Raw genomic sequence first — 20,388 nt, forward strand, 5'->3', positions numbered from 1 at the left:
AGGCATTGGCACTTCGCTATTTTGCTGTCTGTCAGTCGCCCAGCACGTTGCGGATCGCAACGGGCGTGCGGTAGTTCCAGGTGGAAATCTTGATTCCGCTCTTCTTGCTGGCCGCGTGGACGATCTGGCCGTTGCCGATGTACATGGCAACGTGGTTGACCGTGCCGCCGCTGTTGGCGTAGAAGATCAGATCGCCGGGACGCATCTCGCTGGACTTCACCGGCTTGCCCATCTTGGCCTGGGCTCCGGAGTAATGCGGCAGGGACACGCCGAACTGCTTCATCACCTGCATGGTGAAGCCGGAGCAGTCCGCGCCCTTAGTCAGGCTGGTGCCGCCCCACACGTAGGGATTCCCCACGAACTGAAGGGCGTAGTTGACCACCTTGGAACGCCTGGACGCCGCGGCGTTTGCCGCTTCCTCGGCCGGCGAGAACTTGATGGCCTCGTTCAGCGCATAGCGCACCTCCACGTTGTTGTCCCGGGTGGAGATGTAAGCCTTGTCGCCCTCAGAGCCGTCCTCCTCGTCCACGGAATCCAGCTCAATCTGCACCCAGCCGTCCAACTGGGCCAGCACCGGGTAGCGCTCGTCCTTCACGATCTGGGTCCAGATTTTGGCATCCGTGTTTGGCTCGGTGCGGACATTGAGCACGTCCGTGTTGATCACGGCCCTCAGAGTGGCCGTCTGCATGGCGATATCCTTCGCCTCCTGGCCAGTGGCCGTGTACTGGGGATCCGCCGTGATATATCCGGTAATGGGACCGGACTTGATCTTGTACCATCCGTCCAGGCTTTCCAGGATTTCACCCGCCGCCTTACTGGTCATCTTACCGATGATCTTGCCGTCGGATTTGGGCTCCGCCCGGACGTTTAAGTAGTTGTTCACCTTGGAGATCACCAGGTTGTCATACTGGTTGATGGCCATGGCCTTAAGATCCATCTTGCGCCCCTCGTTCAGGGCGTATTTCACGTCTGCATAATCCGCGGAAATGTAGCCCTCCTCGATCTGGATCCAGCCGTCCTGCTGTCCCAGCACCACGTAGCGCTCGTTTAACAGGGCCTGTCCGATCACGTTGTTGGGGTCGAGAGCGGGCTCCTTGCGGATATTCAGGTTGTCCGTGGTCACAATGGCCCGAAGCTTCACCAGCTCCTTTGCCTTAGACTTAGCCTCGTCGCCGGTGAGCAGGTACTGGTTGTTGATATAGCCGTCCACCCCGCCGGAGGTGATATGGGACCACTCCCCGTCCGTCTCCAGAATCTCACAGCCGGCGTCGCCGGACAGCTTGCCGATGATCTTGCCGTCCAGGCTGGGCGTTTCCCGGATGTTCAGGTAACCGGACACCTGCACAAGTCCCAGATTCTGGTAAGAATTCACCACCTCGTCGATGGCCGCCTGCTGCTCCTGCCGTTCCTTCTCCTCCTGGGAGAGGGTGGGCTCCGCCGCCTGGGCGGGGGTTGCTCCGGGACCTGGGCCGGCTTCCTGTCCCGGTTCCCCGGCCGCGCGGCCGCTGGCCGGCTTCTTCAGACTCATGGCCAGGGCGGCCACGATGCCGATCAGCACCACGGCTCCCAGAATCATCAGAAGATAGCGGGGATCCCATCTGCGGTTGCGCTTCCTTCTGGCTTTGTTCAACGTCTCCAGATAATCTTTATGGTCCAGCATATTTCAACTCGTCTCCATTTTTTATTCTCGCGGGCACAATGAGCCGAAGAACCGTATCCTACGGCAAAAACGGTTCCTGTCCGCGGAGTCGAACGCCCCAAATCCGTACCGTGGCGTTCGGCATTGCCGGTGTACCGGCACATATCAGCAACCAGTATACCATAAAATCAGCCAAAAAAATGTGAAATCTTTCTTAAAATTTACCGATAATTTTGGGGTTTGCCGGACTCTCATCCAAATTTTTCTATTTTGACAGCAGCATACGGTCGTTGGCGAAGGCTCCGCCGCTGGCCTGCGCGAACTTCTCCAGCAGATCCTCCACGGTCAGATTCTGCTTCTCTTCTCCCGCCACATCGTAGATAATCTGCCCGTCGTTCATCATGATCAGGCGGTTTCCGATCTGAATGGCATCCCGCATATTGTGGGTCACCATCAGGGCGGTCAGCTTCTGCTCCTCCACCATCTCCCGGGTCAGATCCAGCACCTTTTTGGCCGTCTGGGGGTCTAAGGCCGCCGTGTGCTCATCCAGCAGCAGGAGCTTGGGTTTCTGGAGCGTCGCCATGAGCAGGGTCAACGCCTGGCGCTGGCCGCCGGAGAGCAGGCCCACCTTGCTGGTCATGCGGTTCTGGAGCCCCAGTCCCAGGCGGGTCAGAAGGTCGTGGTAATAATCCTTCTCCTGGGAACGGATTCCCCAGCCCAACCCGCGCCGGTGTCCGCGCCGGAAGGCCAGCGCCATATTTTCCTGGATCTCCATACCCGCGGCGGTCCCCTTCATGGGGTCCTGGAACACGCGTCCGATAAATTTGGCCCGCTTGTACTCCGGCTGCCGGGAAATGTTCACCCCGTCGATCTCGATGCGCCCCGCATCGATGGGATACACGCCTGCGATCATGTTCAGCATGGTGGATTTCCCCGCGCCGTTACCGCCGATCACGGTCACAAAATCGCCGTCGTTTAAGGTCAGGTTCAGGTTCTTTAACGCCTTCTTTTCATTAATGGTTCCTTTATTGAAGGTCTTGCTCACATTGGTCAACTTCAGCATTACTGTTCTCCTCCTTCCGAGTAGGACCGGTAGGCCTTCCATTTATTGGCAGCCACCGGCACGCAAAGGGCCAGAGCCACGATGAGGGCGGACAAAAGCTTCATATAGTTGGGATTCATTCCCAGCTCCAGCACCACGGCCCGGATCACAAAGTAGACCACGGAGCCGATCACGGCCGCTGCCAGCTTCAGCGCAAAATTCCGGAACCAGCCGAACAGCACCTCGCCGATGACGATGGCCGCCAGGCCGATGACAATGGCGCCCTGACCCATCATCACATCCGCGTACTTCTGGCTCTGACACACCAGCGCGCCGGAAAGGCCCACCAGACCGTTGCTGATCATCAGGCCCAAAAGTTTGGTCCACTTGGTGTTCACGCCCAGGGCGCGGATCATGTCTTCATTGTTGCCGGTGGCGCGGATGGCGCTGCCGATCTCCGTTCCGAAAAACCAGTAGAGCAGGGCCACCACGGCGATGGCCGCCGCGATGCCGATCAGCTGGGATGCCTTTGCCTGGGAGAAGCCGGTGCTCTCCGCCAGAAGGCTTACCATATTGTCCACCTTCGCCAGGGGCGTGTTGCTCTTGCCCATGACCCAGAGGTTCACGGACCACAGCGCCAGCTGGGTCAGAATTCCGGCCAGAATCGCGGGAATATCAAAGGCCGTGTGCAGAGCGCCGGTGACCAGCCCGGCCGCCATTCCGGCCAGAGTCGCAAGAAACAGCGCCAGAAAGGGATTGACTCCCTTCTGGACAATGAGCATGGCGCAGACGCAGCCGCCCAGAGCGAAGCTGCCGTCCACGGTCAAATCCGCGATGTCCAGCAGCTTGTATGTAATGTAAACGCCCAGGACCATCAGCCCCCAGAGCACGCCCTGCCCGGTGGCGTCCAGAAGCTTGGGACCCATACCCGAGAAAAAGTGAATGATAACCATGATTTACCTCCATCAATTTAAAATTACCGCTATGATCAAATAAACCGCCTGCACCCCGGCGTTGCCGCCGTTTCACGGTCTTAACAGGCAGACTCCGTATAAATGGCTTGCCCAAACTCCCTCCAGCCCCTACGCTGCGGCCTTCCTGCGCGCGCAAAACAGCTTGAGTAAACCATCTATGGGATTGCGGATCTGCCGCCTGTTCTCCCCGCACCTAAAGATGGTGCTGCAAGCTCCCGGGCGGTTTTGCCCAGGGCGCTCACAACACCGTTTAAACTCTGATCCGGTTCGGACTGGCTCCGCTTATTTCAGCACGGAAACGTCGATTCCCAGCGTCTGCGCGGTCTCCTCGTTCACGGTCAGCTCGCAGTTTTCCGCCTTCAGATACTCGATGGGCATATCGGCCGGTGAAGCGCCCTCGGTGAGGATCTTCACAGCCTGCTGGCCGGTCATGTAGCCCAGCTGGAAGTAATCGATGCCGTAGGTTGCCAAGCCGCCGCTGTTCACCATGCCGGACTCACCGCAGATCACCGGCAGATTGTTGTCGTTGGCGACCATTGCCACCGTGGTCATTCCCGCCGCGATGGTGTTGTCCGTGGGAGCGTAAACCGCGTCCACCTTGCCCACCATGGACTGAACCACGGTCTGGATCTCGTTGGAGCTGGATACCGTGAAGTCCTGGCTCTCCATACCCGCAGCCGCGATCGCATCTCTTGCCATCTGGGCCTGGATCTCAGAGTTGGACTCAGCAGAGCAGTACAGGATACCGATCTTCTTCGCGTCCGGAAGAACCTTCTGCAGCAGATCAATCTGCTCCGCCACCGGAGTCAGATCGGAGGTGCCGGTTACATTTCCCCCGGGAACCTCGTTGGTATCCACCAGGCCGGATTCCGCCGGGTCGGTCACTGCGGTGATCAGCACGGGAGTGTCGGTCACTGCGCCGGCCATAGCCTGGGCCGCCGGTGTTGCGATGGCCAGAATCAGATCCTTGCCGTCGTTGGCGAATTTGGACGCCACGGTCTGGCACACGGACTGATCGCCGGAAGCGTTCTGCTGGTCCAGATCATACTGGACGCCCGCGTCGTCCAACGCCTTTATAAAGCCCTGGTTGGCGGCATCCAGAGCCGGATGCTGGGTCAGCTGTAAAATGCCGATTTTGTAGACAGCGCCCTCAGCGGGAGCTTCCGCCTGGCTCTCTGCACCCGTCTCCTCCGCGGAGGAAGCAGCCTCGCTTCCGGCCGCCGTAGTGGTCGCGGCAGTGGTGTCAGCAGCTGCATCGGTTTTGCCGGAACCGCATGCGCTCATGGACAGAACCATGGCGCCGGCCAGTACCAGGGACATGATCTTGGATGATTTTTTCATAATACTCGCTCTCCTCTTTTTATAACATTTTTTACGGCCGTTTCGTGGAACGCTGCCGCAATCCGTCCTCACCGTTTGAGGATGTTTCCTATCATACTACAAAAAAATCGGAGAGTCAATTTTATTACTTTAAATTTCTGCGAATTCAACGCGATAAAGTGTACTTTTTTTCATACAATCCGAATAATCGCCTAAATACATCCATTTTTGATAAATTTTAACAGCTGGTCTCCATGGGCTGGCTTGAGCAGATAGCCGTCGATGCGGCCCCTCTGGCAGGCGTCCACGATCTCCGATTTGATCAGGCCGGAGAGAATAAGGATTTTTAAGTTTTTATTCAGGAACCGGGCCTGGGTGGCCAATTCTACGCCGTTCATCTCGTCCATCTGGTAGTCGGAGATTAACACGTCATACTCCGCCAGCCCGCTCTCCAGCGCGGCCAGGGCTTCCCGCGGATCGGCGTAATAGTCGGCCTTAAAACCGTTTTTGCCCAGCACCCGCCGGATCATTCTCAAGGTACTCTCATCGTCGTCCACCACCAGCAGACGGCCCGCGCCCTCGCCTCTCCCCTGCTGCGGCTCCTCCTCCCGGGCGCGGACCGGCTCCTCCTCCCCGGCGTTCCGGAACGGGATACAGTAATAGAAACTGCTCCCCTCCCCCAGCCGGGATTCCACGCAGATGTCTCCCTGGTGCTCGTCGAGGATTTTCTGGGTGATGGCCAGTCCCAGGCCTGTGCCCTCGCCGTGCCTCTTGGTGGTGAAAAACGGGGTGAAAATGTTGTCGATGATCTCGGGGCTTATGCCGCCGCCCGTATCCTGCACCCGCACCAGCACAAACCGGCCGCCCAGGGAAAGGGGGCTTAACCCCTCCGGCAGCTCCTGCGCCTCCGCCACCGTGGCGGTCAGGGTCAGACTGCCCTCGGCGGGCATCTCATAAAAGGCGTTGACGCACAGGTTTAACAGCACCTCGTACAGCTGGGTGGGGTTGCCGTACACCCAGGCTCCCTCCGTGTGGATGCGTGTGTTCAGGGTGATCTTCTCCGGCTTGATGAGGATCACCGACTTGATCCATTTGCGCAGCTCCTCCTCAAAGTCGAACAGGCGGTACTGGGCCTGGTCCGCGCTCTTCTGGCTCAGGGAGGAAATCTGGGCCACCAGCTCCTTGGCCCGCAGGGCCGCATCATAAATCTCCGCCGCGTCGCTGTGGGATAGGCAGTTCTGGGGCAGGTCCCCCATCAACAGCTCCGAATATCCCAGGATGGGAGCTAAAATGTTGTTGAACTCGTGGGAAAGGCCGCTGGTCATGATTCCCACCATCTGCAGCCGCTCGCTGTGTTTGGCCTGCTCCCGGGTCTGGTTCAGCTCCGTCACCGCGCTGCCCAGCTCCTTCAAATACTGGGTCTGGCGCAGCAGTTCCCGCTGGCGCTGGCTGGTCCGGATGAGCCCCCAGGCGCCGATGCCCAGACAGATGAAAATGGCGGCCAGAATTCCCATGGATTCCGCCAGCAGTTGATTGTAGGGACCGATAAAATCGTCGTAGTCCATAGTCAGGGCAATCACCCAAAAACCGTCGTCCATGGCGAGCGGCGAGAAGGCGGAGAACTTCCTGGCCTTTTGGGGCTCCTCGTCGTCGGAAAACCAGTAGGAGTCGTAGACGAAGGTCCCCTCCTGGCCGGAGAGCTGGCGCTCCACCAGCTGCTTCATGCCGGAAATATCCAATCCCGGATAATGCTCCAGACGTCCGGAAACGGCCTGAAGTCCCACCTGCTCCCGGCTCTCGTGGGACAGGATGATTCCGTTCTGGTCCTTGATCACAAAATACCCCCGGATGTCCGGTTTCAGGGCCGCGCTGTCGATCACCCGGTCCAGGTCCGCGAAATCCACCAGCTCCGCCAGGTACAGCGGCCCCTCATATCCATTTACGGATACGGGCGTAACCACCGGAATCAGGCAGCTTCCCTCCTGGGGGATATAGGCGCCCGGCGCCAGCACCTCCCCTGTCCCGGGAAGCGCAAAATCAAACCGGTCCGCCTGGTAATTCACCCCCGGCTCCCGGCTCTTCACATTGAGGAGCACGTCCCCGTTGGCGTTTAACAGCAGCATGTTTCTCCGGGCCTGGGGCTTCATGGCAAGAAACTCCTCCATGGCCCCGGCCAGCTCCTCCCCTGAGCCGTAGCTGCGCCCCGCCTCCCAGGCCAACAGCTCCTTCTCCGTTTTAATATAGGTGCGGACCGTACCGCCCACCGAACGCACGATGCGCAGCATCTGCTCCTGCTGCTGGCTGATCAAAAGCGCGCTGTAGCGCGATATGCAGTGCCCCAAAACCCCCGCCATTGCGGCCAGGGCAATCAAAGCGGCGGCCAGAGCGGCCCGCCCCTTCAAGCTCTTCTTCCGTTCCATATCCAAACCGTTCCTCTCTCGTGACCGGGATATTCCCGCCGTCCCGGCGCACCTGCCTTGCCGGGTGTTCCTATTATAGAACGCCCACAAAGAATTTGCAATTCTTTCCTGATTACGGTAAAATAGGGGAAAACGGCCGGATTTACGGCCAGGACACGGGCCCCAGGCCCGCTGAAAGGAGTTCTTACATTTGCCACAGGATAAAGTTCTGATCGTGGACGACGATCTTCATATACTGCGCATGGCCTCCCGCATTTTACAGAGCGACGGGATCGCAACCACCGAGGTTTCCTCGGGCAGGGAGGCGCTGAATCAGATTCTCTACAGCCATTACGACCTGGTGCTGCTCGACATCAACCTGGACGACTTAGACGGCTTCTCCATCGTGAAGAAGGTCCGGGCCCAGGGTATTTCCACGCCAATCATTATCATCAGCGGCAACACGGAGGAGTACAACACCATCTTCGGCCTGGGGATCGGGGCCGACGACTACCTGGCCAAGCCCGTGAGCCCGGCGATCCTGGGGGCCAAGGTCAAGGCCCTGATCCGGCGCAACCGCACGGCCATGGAGAGCAGCGAGAAGGTCCTGGAGCGCGGCCCCTTCTCCTTTGACTTAGAGACCTACACTCTCTACATGGACCACCGGGAGATTCCGCTGACCTCCAAGGAAAAGCAGCTGGTCTGCCTGTTTCTGAAGAACATCAATACGGTGTTCACGAAGGAAATGCTGTTCGAGCAGGTGTGGAAGGACAAGGCGGTGGACGACAATACCATCATGGTCAATATCAGGAACATCCGCTCCAAGATCGAGCCGGATCCCAAAAATCCCCAGTATTTAAAGACCGTCTGGGGGATGGGGTATCAGTTCGTGCTGCCGCAGAGGTAGCGGGGGACGGGTACGTGGAAGGCGAATACGCGGAAGGCGGGTACTCGGAAGGCGAATACATGGAAGGCAAGTACGCGGAAGGCGTGAAAATGGCTTCGGCCTCTCCCCGGCACTCCCGAACCGCTTTTGTATATTTTGCATAAAAATTCCATTAAAATTTTGTAAGCCAAACCGCGGGATTCTGTAGATTTCTTCAGGATTCCCGCGGTTTTCCTTTATATTTGCAGGGTATAGTTGAGTCCATCGAACGACAAAAGAGGAGGTTACTCAATTATGTATCTTGCGATTATCGGATTCGCCATGGTGGCGGTCATCGTAGCCCTGCTGTTAAAGGGAAAAATGAGCCCCATCGTGGTCCTGATCACCATTCCCACCATCGCCGCCCTGCTGGCCGGTTTCGGAATCAGCGACATCGGTAAATTCATTGTGGACGGGGTGAAAACCACCCAGAACAACGCGGTGCTGTTCATTTTCTCCATCACCTACTTTGGCATCATGACCGACGTCGGCCTGTTTGACATCCTGGTGGGCAAGCTGGTCAAAAAGGCTGGCAACAATGTCATCGCCATCACCGTGGTGACCGCAATCATCGCCATCATGGCCCATCTGGACGGCTCCACCGCCTGCACGGTGCTGATCACCATCCCGTCCATGTACCCCATCTACAAGCGCATGAACATCCGCCCCTACGTACTGCTGCTTCTGACCGCGTCCGCCATGGGTGTTATGAACCTGCTGCCCTGGGGAGGTCCCACCGCCAGAGCCGCAACGGTCCTGGGCATGGACGCCAACGACCTGTGGCTGAAGCTGATCCCCATTCAGATCGTGGGCGTTGTGGTCACGCTGACCCTGGCTGTGATCATGGGTATCATCGAGAAAAAGCGCGGCGCGGGTCTGAACGCAGGCAGCTCTGACACCGTGGAAACCGCCGCTGCCGCCGAGGCCGACAAGAAGGCCGAAGAGTTAAAGCGTCCCAAGCTGCTGTGGTTCAACGGTCTTCTGACCATCGGCATCATCGTTTCCCTGGTGCTCAACGTGGTCAGCTCCTACGTGGTGTTCATGATGGGAACCTGTATCGCCCTGATCGTCAACTATCCCTCCCTGAAGGCCCAGGACGCGCGTTTTAAGGCTCACGCCGCCTCCGCCCTCTCCATCGCCACCACCATGCTGGCCGCAGGCGCAATGGTCGGCGTGATGGAGGGAACCGACATGCTGAGCGCAATGGCCAACGTGCTGATCTCCTTCATCCCGGAAGCGCTGGGACAGTACATCCATGTGATCTTCGGTATCTTCGCCCTGCCCATGGGTATGATGATCGGAACCGACGCCTATTTCTACGGCATCATGCCGCTGATCATCGAGGTGGGCACCAAGTACGGCGTAACCGCCCTCAATACCGCTATGACCATGATCATCGGCAAGAACGTGGCTCTGATGATCAGCCCTCTGGTACCCGCCACCTTCCTGGCCATCGGCCTGGTGGACGTGGAATTGAAGGACCATATCCGTTTCTCCTTCAAGTGGCTGTTCGGGATCAGCCTGGTAATGCTGCTGGCTGGATTTTTGCTGGGCGTTATACAGTTGTAAAAGTAATCAATAGAAAAGGGTGCCCCCAAAATGCCTTGCAGCGGCATTTTGGGGGCACTTTCAATGATTACTAGTCTTAATCAATAACGATCTTGACAGGGGAACACTTTCCGCTATTGCATTTGCTTTCAGAAACGCTGCAGGCGGCCACTCCCAACGTGATATCCATCAGAGCTTTTAATACAATCTTATCTCCCGCTTTCGAGATTGGTTCTTCCACGGAAATACTGCCATCAGTGTTAATTTTCGTGTGCATAAATAAGTTAACAGGCGTGATGACGGCGCGTTTTTCTTCAAGCGCCTTGTTGATATTGTCTAAGCAGTTTGGATGTCCTTCGCCGTTGTGATAAAAGAAGTCATACATCTCCGGCCGGCAGCATGGGTGGATTAAATCGTGTTCTCCTACATCGTCAGAAACCACCTCCATCATTGGATGGTATAAATTGGTATAAATAAGATTGCCCGCATTTAATTTTAGAGATTCATTGCAGTCGATTGTCACTCCGGTTGAAAGAAATTCATTTGCGTTTCCGTTAACCTCGGCGAAAAAATCTACAACCTGACCGCCTTCTATATCAATCACTGTGATGCTTTGACCTTGTCTGACATCAATTTTTATCCCCGAACGCGCCGGAATTATATACTCTTTACTCATCTTCTTATCCTCCATGAATGTTCCGTTTAGCGACAGCCTCTCCATATGGCATTCTATCCGGTCGCACCGCTCTATATCCGTTTTGGGCGTCGTAAGCTCCGCCCTATTTGGGTCCCGCGTTAAGTAGCCGGATTCTGACCCCCTCCAGCTCCGCCTGAACCTTGCCGAAGGGATCGCACACATCATAGGAGATCACCAGGGGTTCCCCGTCCAGGGAGAACAGTGGTTCCTCGCCGTGGGGCTGAATCCGGTAGCCGGAGTAGGTGCTCTCCTGGAACAGATCGTCCGTCCGGGGAGCGGCGTGCTCTCCCTCCCCGCTGTAGGTCAGCTTGATCAGACCGCCTTCCCCCACGCCCTGGGATTCCAGCTTCATGGTGGTTCCTGCCCCGTAGCTTCGGCTGTCGTAGGATACCGACGTTCCGTCCTCCCCGACGGTCAGGCCGGAGGCGTAGCGCAGCTCCTCCGTCATGGCTAAAAGCACCGTGTTGGCCAACACTCTGGATTCCGAGTAGGCTTTTTCCGACCGGTACACCTTCACCGCAATGCCCGTGCCCCCGGCCACCACCATGGTCAGCATCAGCAGGATCAGAACCGCCACCAGCATCTCTCCCAGGGTCGTCCCTCTCCTGCCTGACAATTTTTTCCATATGCCGCACGGCTGCTTTATTCCGGGAATTTTCATGTTCCGGCACCTCCATCCAGCTGGTACGATACCATGTCGTCGCCGTAAAACACCGTCACCGGAAGTTCTTCCGAGACGCCGGTTCCCTCCACCCGGAGAGAACCGCTCCTCTGCTCCACCGCATCTTCCTCCGCCTCAAAACACTCCAAAAGGGACATGGCCTTGTAAAACCGGGAATCCGCCTTTACGGCCTGCCGGTTAATGCGGGCGGCCACCGCCACCATGCCCAAAAACAGAGAGGCGGATACCGCCACCACCAGGATGGCCACCAGCACCTCAGCCAGGGTCTCGCCGCTTTTACTTCTCAGCTTTCTCATGATCCCCCACCTCCCAGGCCGGATCCGTCATAGGGCGGCCTGCCGGAAAATACCGGACGGTCTGAGGATATGACTGCCCTGGATGTGTACTCGTAACGATATTCCGGTCCGCTGTCGGAATCACCGCCCTCGCCGTCCTCCTCATCCTCGCTGTCCCCGTCTCCGCTCTCCACCTCCGTGACTGTCTCCTCCAGCACATAGTAGACCACCCCGTTGGCTGTCATCCGCAGGTAATACTGCCCCTGCGTCCCTTCATCCGGTTCCAGGGAAAGCGCGGACTCAATGCGGACCTGAAGCTGCTGGGAATCCCCGCTGTCCATAACCACGTAGTCCGGCGTCAGGGTAACGTCCGCCCGGACCGTGTCCATCGTCGGTTCCCCCTCGTCCCCCGCTTCCAGGCGGAAGGTGAAGGTCAGGGATTCCCCCTTTTCCTTGCGCTCCTCCTCGTCCTGAGGAACGTACAGCCGGTTGTCCTCCTCCACACAATTTAAATAAACGCGGTACAGCGCGGCCGCGAGGGCCGCCTCCGTCCCGGTACCTGCCGCCTCAGAACCGGCCTTTGCCAGCAGTTCCCCCTTAAAGGCCGCCCGCTGGCTCTCACCTGCCGGGTCATCCTGTTGGCCGTGATCCTCGGAGCACTCCCGCGCCGCGCCCTCCAGCTGTTCTTTCAGCGCCGTGCCCGCGGACATCACGGCCAGGTAGCTCCCCTCGTTGATTTTCTCCGACTTCACATGGCTGATATTGGCCATAGCCGCCGCCAGAACTACGGAGCCCACGGTGGCGCATATGAGAAAATACACCAGGCCGATGGCAAGGGACGCGCCCTTTGTGCTCTGGATTTTTCGGATTCCGCTGTTTCCTGCCAACTGGCGCGCCTCCTTTCTGTTTACTCGGTGTTTTCGTATCAGTTGATGTTTGGGGCCCGGCCGCTGTCCCCGCCCCAGTCGCGGTTCCCGCCTCAATCGCTGTGTCCGTTCCGGCAGCGGTTCCCATTCCAGTCGCAGTCCCCCGGGCCAGTCGCGGTTCCCCGTACCAGTCACAGTTCCTCGTACCAGTCCGCGGCCCCCCGTTCCAGTCCCGGTTCCCCGTACCAGTCACGATTCTTCGTACCAGTCGCGGACCCCCGTTCCAGTCGCGGTCCCCCACCCCAGTCGCGGTTCCCCGTACCAGTCACAGTCCCCGCCTCAGTCACCTTCTAAAAACCGGGTGATACCCCTCAGGTTTATTTCCAACATGGTACAGTCCCACAAGCCCCGCTCCCGTGTCGCTCAACATCGGGAAGGGATATCCGGGGTAGGACGGGCCGGTGTTCTCCATATTCGGCTGCATCTGCGTCAATCTGGCCGTTCCCTGGCCGTCCGCCTCCCGCGTGAGCTCCTCCGCAAACTGCGCCACGCTCCACGCCTCGATCAGGCCGTCGATCCCCTGGTGGGAAGCGTTGTAGGCCGCCAGGCCCGGCTGGGTTCCATCCTCCCTGAGGAAGAAACAGTCGCCCATATTGGACGTACTCCAGGAGCCGGAACCGGTCTGAAGCACATAGTAGGTTGTGCCGTAGGAGCTGTTAAAGCTCTTTACCTCCATCCGGCTGTTGACCTCGATCAGCGCCCGTCTGTCCTGCCGGGAGGCCGCGCTCTCATATCTGGGAAGGCTGACCCGGAAAGCCGTGTAGGTCCCCTCTTTTATCTCGGTCTCATTGATCCAGTAAAGGTAATTGTTATCGATTCTCCAAAGCGTCATAACACCCTGGGCCAAAGACGGCTCGTGGATGGTCTCAAAGTAGCTGTCCCCGGCGTCCGCGCCGTAATCCGGCTCCGTGCGCGGATCCTTCACGATCCCGCTGCCGTCGATCACCTTGCCGTAGGTCTCCACCATCCTGTCCCGCTCCGCCCGCGTGTTCGTCCCCTCGATCCCTTCCTTTAACACATTGGGGTAATAGGGGTATCCCAGAATGTTGTACACCAGAGCCGAGTTTCCCTCCCCGTCCAGCGCTCCGAAGGTGGAGGAGTCCATGGCCGGGCGGCTCTGCATATTCCAGATTGTATTCCCGTTCTGGGCGGCGGGCCGGTTGTGCACCTCCGCCTGTTTCATAATTTGTATCAGGCTCAAAATCATAGGATCGGCCTGGTCAAACCGCGCGTCGGCCCCCTCAGCGGCTCCCAGGAATCCGCCGGTGTCTACGCCCTCAGGCTGCCCCTGGGGAACTCTGCCCACGGAGTAACACTCCCGCAAATCAGCCGAAGCGTTCCCGGATCCGCCGGACCGTCCGCCGAACCCTCCAAAGGATGCGTACTCCGCCAGCCCGTCGCCGGTGTTTACATCCCCCGACGCGTAACAGGACCGCAGCGTCCCGTTCTTTGCGATGAGGCCGAAAAATCCGCCCGTGTCACCGCAGCCTGTCACCGAGCCAGAGGCGTAACAGTTCTGTATCTTTCCGCTGTTGACCGTGCCCACAAAACCGCCCGCAGGCCCGCCACCCCGGCTCTCCACCGCCACATAGGCGAAGCAGTTCTCTACCGTCCCGCCGTCCAGACTGCCCGCAAAGCCGCCCAGGCTGAGGCTGTCCGTGACGCTGCCGTCCTCCCGGCGGATTCCGGCCACCCGGGTTCCCTCCGCCGACAGGTGGGTCACAGCCGTTTTGGTGTTGATGGTTCCGGCCGCTGCCCCTGCGATCTGGTCCGTCTGTATTTCACCACCTAAAAGTGCGATATTCTGGAACAGGGTTTTATCGGAGATCGCGGCCGTCAGCCCTCCAGCGTTGCGGCAGCCCTCCGCCGTAATCGTACCCAGATGGACTTCGCTCCGCTCCCCGGCCACCGGTTTCACGGTCACCGTGCCTGCCGCCCGGCCCAGCAGACCGCCTGCCGCCACGGCGCTGTCCGCCGCTTTCACTTCAATGTCCGGCAGATAGACCTGGCCCGGCAGAAGCAGCGAGGCCGTGGTGGAAAAACGTCCCGCCAGCCCGGCCACCGCGGAATCCTTGTTCATTCGATTGGAAACCGCTACGATGCGGCTGTTGGAGAAATCCCACACCGACTGATCCGATGCCGGACGGATGTTGACGTCCTTCACATTTCCCACGATCCCACCGTAATAGCACACCGGGTTCTCGCCCGCGCTGCCGGTTTCGTCGGTCAGCAGGCGGCCGTTTTCCACGGTCACCGCGCCGAGAGTCAGGGTATTGCCGTTGGATACGCCGGATTTATAGAGGGAACCCACCAGGAACCCACCTACATAGGAGAGGCATCTGCTGCCGTTCTTCACCTTTAAAAGTCCGTCCCCGGCCCCAGTTTCCCCCGCGCCCGCAGGGATTCCGTGCAGCTCTATGCCTTCCAGGCTGACCGGATAATTGACCTCACAGAGACCCGCGATCAATCCAGCGGCATTGTAGAAGCCCCGGTTCTCCCCACTGCCGTGGTTTGCCTGAGCTTGGCTGATATCCGCCGTCCCTTCCATGCGGATGCGGGACAGCGACACTTCCTTGTTGGACAGAATCTGCCCGATCACACCGCCCACCGCTCTGCGGCCCTGCACGGTGATCTCCCCGGAGAGCGTCAGGCCGTCCACGGAGCCGCTGTACATCTTGCCAATCGCGCCGCCCAGCCAGCTGGCCTGGTCGTTGATCACGCTGGAATCCGCAACGCGGCAGTCCTCAAATACCGTGCTCTCCGCCTCAGCCGCCAGAATACCGGCCGGTTTATCCAGATTGTTCGGGCGCAGCCTGATGTCGTGTGCAACCACATTTTTGAGGTGTGCGCCGGAGGCGTTATTGCACAGCGCGGCGCTCCCGCCCGAGATGGAGGAGGACGCCAACGTCAAATCCTCCACCGTTCCGCTCAGATACCCGAACAGCGACGTGTTCACGTTGAACTTGCTCATATTTGAGAACTCCGGAAGGTTGGTGGGACCGCCGCTCCAGGCTCCCAGCCCGGTAATCTTGTGGCCGTCCCCCAGATAGGTCCCCGTAAAGGGGATGTTCTGGCTTCCGATGGAGCTGTTAAACCACCGGTAATTCTGCCTGGGCCTGCCGTCCTTCGAGTTCATGGGTGCCCCGTCCGAATAGTAAAATGCGTACGCATTGTCCGATCCCAGCGGAATGTCCAGCTCCTGGCGGAAGGTATAGCTGTAATAATTGTCGATGCCGTTGGGCCGCTTGGCGATATTCTCAAATCCCAGCGTGCAGAGCTGGCGGGAGGTCCGCACCAAAAGCTCTACCGGCGCGCCGTCCTCCTCCGACCGCTCGCCCACTCCGATTTGCGATTTTGCAAAATGGGGACAGTAATAGAAGATCCGGCTCTTCTCCACCGAAGCTCCCGCCCCCTGGCCGCCGCCCTCGTCCCGGTAATTGCTCTCCACGAACACGTTCAGCTCCTGGTAAATGCTGTCCTCCTCCACGTAGGCGTTGGTGACCACCGCCGCGGGCGGCAGGATGCGGAAATAATACCGTCCGTCGCGCCCGTCCAGATTCAGCGCCACCGGCTTGTCGCCGTAAACAGAATCCGGCTCAAACTCTGCCCTTTTGCCACCGATATTGGTGTAATAGGTCAAATTCCCCTTAAACCGGCTGTCCGTGAACACCTTTCCATTGTTGTCCTTGAGATTGTATATGGATTTTAAGTAATTGGTAGCGCTGCTCACGCTGTTGTCCCCTCCCGCATTGTCCATCCAGCTGAGGTACGCCTTTTTGTTGGAGGAAGAGCTGCCCTGGATCAGGTTCTTCACATTGATATCGTCCATATCGATATACTCTTCGTTGAACAGCAGGCTGTAACCGTCCAGGAAAATTTTCCGGTCGTCCCTCAGCGTATCCAGCCCCAGCGTTTCATTGTAAAATCCCACCGAGTAGGAGGAGTCCCCCTCCTTGTACACCTCAAAATACGCCATTTCCGCGCCCACATACTCGTAGCTGGGCCAGTCTCCGTACTGGATCAGGCCCTCCGCCTTTGGAAATGGGAACAGAGGCCCAAGCAGGCGGCTGAACGCTTTCGTGTCCGAGCCGTCGGCCTTTGCCTTCCAAAGTCCGTCTATCTTGATCTCGTCCCTGAGCTGGCGATAGGTAACTGCTTTTGCCCCGATCACCGGCTGGCCCTCTTTTATATAGTTTTCCGACCAGCTGAGCACATAGCAGTCCTCGCCTGTGACGGATGAAAACGGGTACAGAAATACACCGAAGGGGTCTGCGTACACGCAGTCTTCGTAATGAATCTGCCCATTTTCAATTCTATAATTGGCGGAGTAGCCGTTGCTCACCGCCGCGTAGCAGTTTTTGATCCCGTTTGCACTCCCTGAGAAGCCGGAAGCTGAACCGCCGCCCAGGGTGATCACCCTTCGAAGGGCGTAGCAGCCGCTCACCTCATTGGAGGACATATTGACAAAGCCCGCCGCATAACTGCTGGCCGTGTAGCAGTTGGCGTAGGAATTTCGGACGATTCCATTGTTGTTGTTCACAAATCCGGCCGCCTGGTTCCCGTAACTCGGGGCAACACTTTCCGTCTCCTCATCGTAGACGCCCGTGGTGACAGCGCCCGCCGCCCCGCAGAGTTCGATTTGGCCCACGTTATTGTTCACGAACCCGGCCGCCTCATTCTGGCAGGTAATCAGGGCGTTGGCGTAATTGTTGAACGTCACATTCCAGTTCTCATCATAGAGATGGCGGTAGCGGTCCGCCTCCCCCAGTTTCTCCGGCTGCTGTGGCAACACGTAGCTCTGGGTAATCGTCCCTCCGCCCCCGTTGTTATTCAAAAATCCGGCCGCATCCCCGCTGGCTGAGTAGATTTTGGGGCTCACCACGGAGACATTTAAAATCGTTCCGAAGTTATGGACGGCCAGTCCGGCCGCGCTGCCTCCACCGGAGAGCTTCACCACAGGGTTGACTATTGACAGATTTTTCACCGTCCCGCCGGTTCCAATGGTTCCGAACAGGGCCGCTTCCCCGGAGCCGGGCTCCATGCGCAGGTTGCGGATCGCGTGTTTCTCTCCGTCATACTGTTTTACAAACGCCCCAAGCCTGGAGGCGTCCCCGCCGATCATGCCCTGGACAAACGCATTTTTCGGGTCAGAAAACACATCCCGGTCATAGGTGCTCAAATCATACGCCGCGTAATCCGCGTCCCGCTCCTGGCGGTAATCCCACGGGGCGGACCAGTAATCACTGTTGTTTTTGCTCCCTGTGTTGAACTGGTATCCCAGCTCGTACAGGTGCCGGACCGTGCGGACCACCGCCGTTTCCGGTATCGTCCCGGCCGCCGCCTGGCTGGGGGCGATGGCTTTGGCGAAATGGGGATTATAGTAAAAGGTGGACGGACTCCCGTCGATCTCCAGCTTCAGGGTATCGTAAAACTGGCCGCTGCCGCCTTCAAACTCCCGGAATCCCTTGTGTACCACATTCCACGGCAGGGCGTAGAGATACTGGGGTTTTCCCTGCACCTCCACCTCCACGCTCTTTAAATCCCCCTTCTCCCCGGAAATGATCACGCTGCTCCCGTTCCTGCTTCCCAGGTACCCGTACCCGTCGCTGCGCACCGGCGCGTCGTCCCGGAGCGTGCTCTCCTCCTCCATTCCCGGCGACCAGAAGCCGTACTCCGGCCCGCCAAACGCGCCGGTGTCGTACCGCTCATAGTAGACCAGGCCGGTCAGCGAACCGCCGCCCGCCCAGTCGCCGTGGTAGGTTTTCAGCCAGGAAGGATAGGGGTAGGCCGCAGCCTGTTCCTTCCGGTACATCTCGTCGTAGGGGTAGGTGCCCGCGTGGCCGGGCGTCGCCGCCCCCGCCTCCGCAAGGCCGTCAAGCGGACCGCAGCCGATGGAATTGACCTCCCCTCCGGCTGTGGCAAACGCGCCGCCCAGCGCGTAGGTCATGGACAAATTCTCCGGGGAAGCGGCAGAACCCGCAAATGGCCCGCAGACAGCTCCCCGGACAGAACAAGTGGAAAAGGAACGGCTCACAGCGGCGCGGTCCTCGATCAGCCCCACAAATCCCCCCGCCCGGTTCCTTCCGGTCACATTGGGCCGCTCCAGGGCGTAAGAGCCGTTCTCCGTCTGCCCGCCGGAATAGCAGCTCTCAACTGAAGAACGGCCGGACAGCGCGCCCGCAAAGCCTCCCGCCGCAACCTCCCCCGCCACCTTGACGGAGGCGAAGGAATCTGAGGCTTTCAGATTCCATCCCTTGCCCACAAGCCCGCCCGCGTAGCTGCTGCCGGAAATGACCCCGCTGGCCTGATAGCGCTCGGAAAGACTTTCCTCCTCGGTCCCGTCGATATACACACCGCATTTTTCCACATCGGCGTCCTGCAGATACCCCGCCAGGGCCCCCGCGTAGGACTCCATGGCCGCCCCGCCGGGAAACTCCGGCCGGATCACCGGGTTGACCAGGGTAATTCCGCTCAGGCGCACCTGGCGGCCCTCCCCTTCCCCACCCGCCATGAAACCGAACAGGCCGGCGTACCCGTAACCGCGCCCGCCGTAATCCAGCACGGCGTTTCGGGAAACGTGCAGATTGCGGATCACATGCCCGTTTCCCTCAACTGTTTTAAGTCCCGTGCGCTCGTTGCTGACAGGATAAAAATTCACCGTTTCTCCGCTGCCGCCTCTGGCGGTGCAGACCTGGTCCCAGGACGCCGCGGCCCCGCTCTCCCCGTAAACGGGCTCCATCCAGTCGATGTCCCGGATCAGGCTGGCCCTCTTCGGAGCCAGGTCCGAGTATTCCTCCGTCTTCCAACCGGTCCCCGTCAGGCGCATCCCAAGCCCCGAGACCTCCCAGGACAGGTTCTGGAGATGGCGTCCGTTCTCAATCAGCACGCTTTCGCCTCTCCCGTCCCCGCCCCTGAGCCCGGCAAACAGGCTGTTGATCTCGACGGTCCTGACCTGCGGGAGATAGAGCTGGTCACTGCTCGCGCCGTAGCCGGTCACCGAAATCCGCAGGTCGTCCCCCGCGGCGATGCCGGAAAAATTGTCCGCAAAATGAAGCCCCGGCCTGAGACTGTCCAAGGTGATGGTGTACTGGGATTTCCCGTCCCCCGCGGCCTCCACGTCAAATCCCAGGCCCGCGCTCTGCACCGCGTCCACCGGCGACTCCAGGGACAGGTTTCTGCCCTTTAACCGGTAGGTGTAGACCGGAGAATGCTCCGGGTCAGTTTTGGAACCGATCTCAATCTGGTAGGCGGTCCGGTCCCACAGCCGCTGTTCCATGGAGATGGTCACCTGCAGCTCCTCCGCGTTGCGCAGAATCACCGCGAATTCCAGGTTTTCCGTCCCCTCCACCAGCGCCGCAGCCTCGCCGCCATAATAACCCACCGAGGGCGCCATCCGGTTCTTCCGGTTGGCCGCCCCCCGCAGGTCCAGGGATTCGTACTGGTTGAAATGCTGTGGGTAGGAAAATTGGCTGTCTCTCTGAAAGGCCCCGCCCTTCTCCTCCCAGTAAAACACGGCGTAGACTCTGCCGGTCTGCCGGTTGTACTCGATCACATAGCTCCCGCCGTCGTCCTTCACCAGTCCGGGCGCAAAGGCGGTGTCGTTCATCCACAAAAAGGTGCTGTCCCCATGACAGAGAGCGTAGGTGTCCGGCTTCTCCCCCTGCCCGTCCACATAGTCCGACGGAACCATGGATTCGTCCATCTTCTGTCCGTCCGCCCCCTCCGGCTGCGGCACAGGCAGTTTTCCGCACAGCTTTAACCCCGACATCTGGTTCTGGGCCACATTGAAAATCTCCTTCGCCCGGTCGTCCAGCTCGGTCTGCCGCAGGGAATTGCGCATATGAATGAGCGCAGGAAATGACACCGCGGCCAGAATTGCGATGATCCCCACTACGATCAGCAATTCCGCCAGGGTGTAACCGCCCGCTCTGTGTTTTCTGCCGTCACAACCTGCACTCATA

Annotated in this window: 12 protein-coding genes; 2 read left to right on the forward strand and 10 right to left on the reverse strand. The window is 59.0% G+C overall.

Translation table 11 applies throughout. The features are described from left to right. Positions 1–31: 31 nt before the first annotated feature. The 5 genes from ACK2JC_RS00870 to ACK2JC_RS00890 form a co-directional block, all read right to left on the reverse strand. On the reverse strand, positions 32–1,660 hold the full coding sequence (locus tag ACK2JC_RS00870) for a C40 family peptidase (RefSeq protein ID WP_276947979.1): 1,629 nt from the start codon (positions 1,658–1,660) through the stop codon (positions 32–34). A gap of 244 nt (positions 1,661–1,904) precedes the next feature. Then, on the reverse strand, positions 1,905–2,702 hold the full coding sequence (locus ACK2JC_RS00875; protein WP_092360424.1) for an ABC transporter ATP-binding protein: 798 nt from the start codon (positions 2,700–2,702) through the stop codon (positions 1,905–1,907). Then, positions 2,702–3,634, reverse strand: a complete 933-nt coding sequence (locus ACK2JC_RS00880) for an ABC transporter permease (protein WP_182481691.1) — start codon at positions 3,632–3,634, stop codon at positions 2,702–2,704. Before ACK2JC_RS00880 ends, ACK2JC_RS00875 begins: the two co-directional genes overlap by 1 nt. Before the next feature lie 303 nt (positions 3,635–3,937). Then, complete coding sequence (locus ACK2JC_RS00885; protein ID WP_118756668.1) at positions 3,938–4,996, reverse strand: ABC transporter substrate-binding protein; 1,059 nt, start codon at positions 4,994–4,996, stop codon at positions 3,938–3,940. A gap of 191 nt (positions 4,997–5,187) precedes the next feature. After that, the gene (locus ACK2JC_RS00890) at positions 5,188–7,395 is read right to left on the reverse strand and encodes an ATP-binding protein (protein WP_320936472.1); all 2,208 of its coding nucleotides are present in this window, start codon (positions 7,393–7,395) and stop codon (positions 5,188–5,190) included. Positions 7,396–7,585: 190 nt separating this feature from the next. Between ACK2JC_RS00890 and ACK2JC_RS00895 the strand changes: the two genes are divergently transcribed. Together ACK2JC_RS00895 and ACK2JC_RS00900 are read left to right on the forward strand one after the other, a co-directional pair. Further along, on the forward strand, positions 7,586–8,281 hold the full coding sequence (locus tag ACK2JC_RS00895; RefSeq protein ID WP_227168981.1) for a response regulator transcription factor: 696 nt from the start codon (positions 7,586–7,588) through the stop codon (positions 8,279–8,281). Positions 8,282–8,554: 273 nt separating this feature from the next. Beyond that, entirely contained in the window at positions 8,555–9,868 is a 1,314-nt protein-coding gene (locus tag ACK2JC_RS00900) for a CitMHS family transporter (RefSeq protein WP_092360421.1), read from the forward strand. Positions 9,869–9,944: 76 nt separating this feature from the next. On the opposite strand, the gene ACK2JC_RS00905 is transcribed toward ACK2JC_RS00900, so the two are convergent. From ACK2JC_RS00905 to ACK2JC_RS00925, 5 genes are all read right to left on the reverse strand, one after another. Further along, positions 9,945–10,523, reverse strand: coding sequence for an urea carboxylase-associated family protein (locus ACK2JC_RS00905; protein WP_320936473.1), 579 nt, complete (start codon positions 10,521–10,523; stop codon positions 9,945–9,947). A gap of 103 nt (positions 10,524–10,626) precedes the next feature. Beyond that, a complete protein-coding gene (locus tag ACK2JC_RS00910) occupies positions 10,627–11,205 on the reverse strand; it encodes a hypothetical protein (RefSeq protein WP_320936474.1) in 579 nt (192 codons plus the stop codon). After that, positions 11,202–11,522: a hypothetical protein gene (locus tag ACK2JC_RS00915; protein ID WP_320936475.1), complete on the reverse strand. Its 321-nt coding sequence runs from the start codon at positions 11,520–11,522 to the stop codon at positions 11,202–11,204. The genes ACK2JC_RS00910 and ACK2JC_RS00915 overlap by 4 nt, the downstream gene beginning before the upstream one ends. Next, positions 11,519–12,388 carry a hypothetical protein gene (locus tag ACK2JC_RS00920; protein WP_320936476.1) on the reverse strand — a complete coding sequence of 290 codons (870 nt, stop codon included), beginning with the start codon at positions 12,386–12,388 and terminating at the stop codon, positions 11,519–11,521. Before ACK2JC_RS00920 ends, ACK2JC_RS00915 begins: the two co-directional genes overlap by 4 nt. Before the next feature lie 322 nt (positions 12,389–12,710). Further along, positions 12,711–20,387, reverse strand: a complete 7,677-nt coding sequence (locus ACK2JC_RS00925; RefSeq protein ID WP_368274696.1) for a type II secretion system protein — start codon at positions 20,385–20,387, stop codon at positions 12,711–12,713. Position 20,388 lies beyond the last annotated feature (1 nt).

Source organism: Enterocloster lavalensis, from assembly GCF_046603895.1.
Lineage (GTDB): Bacteria > Bacillota > Clostridia > Lachnospirales > Lachnospiraceae > Enterocloster > Enterocloster lavalensis.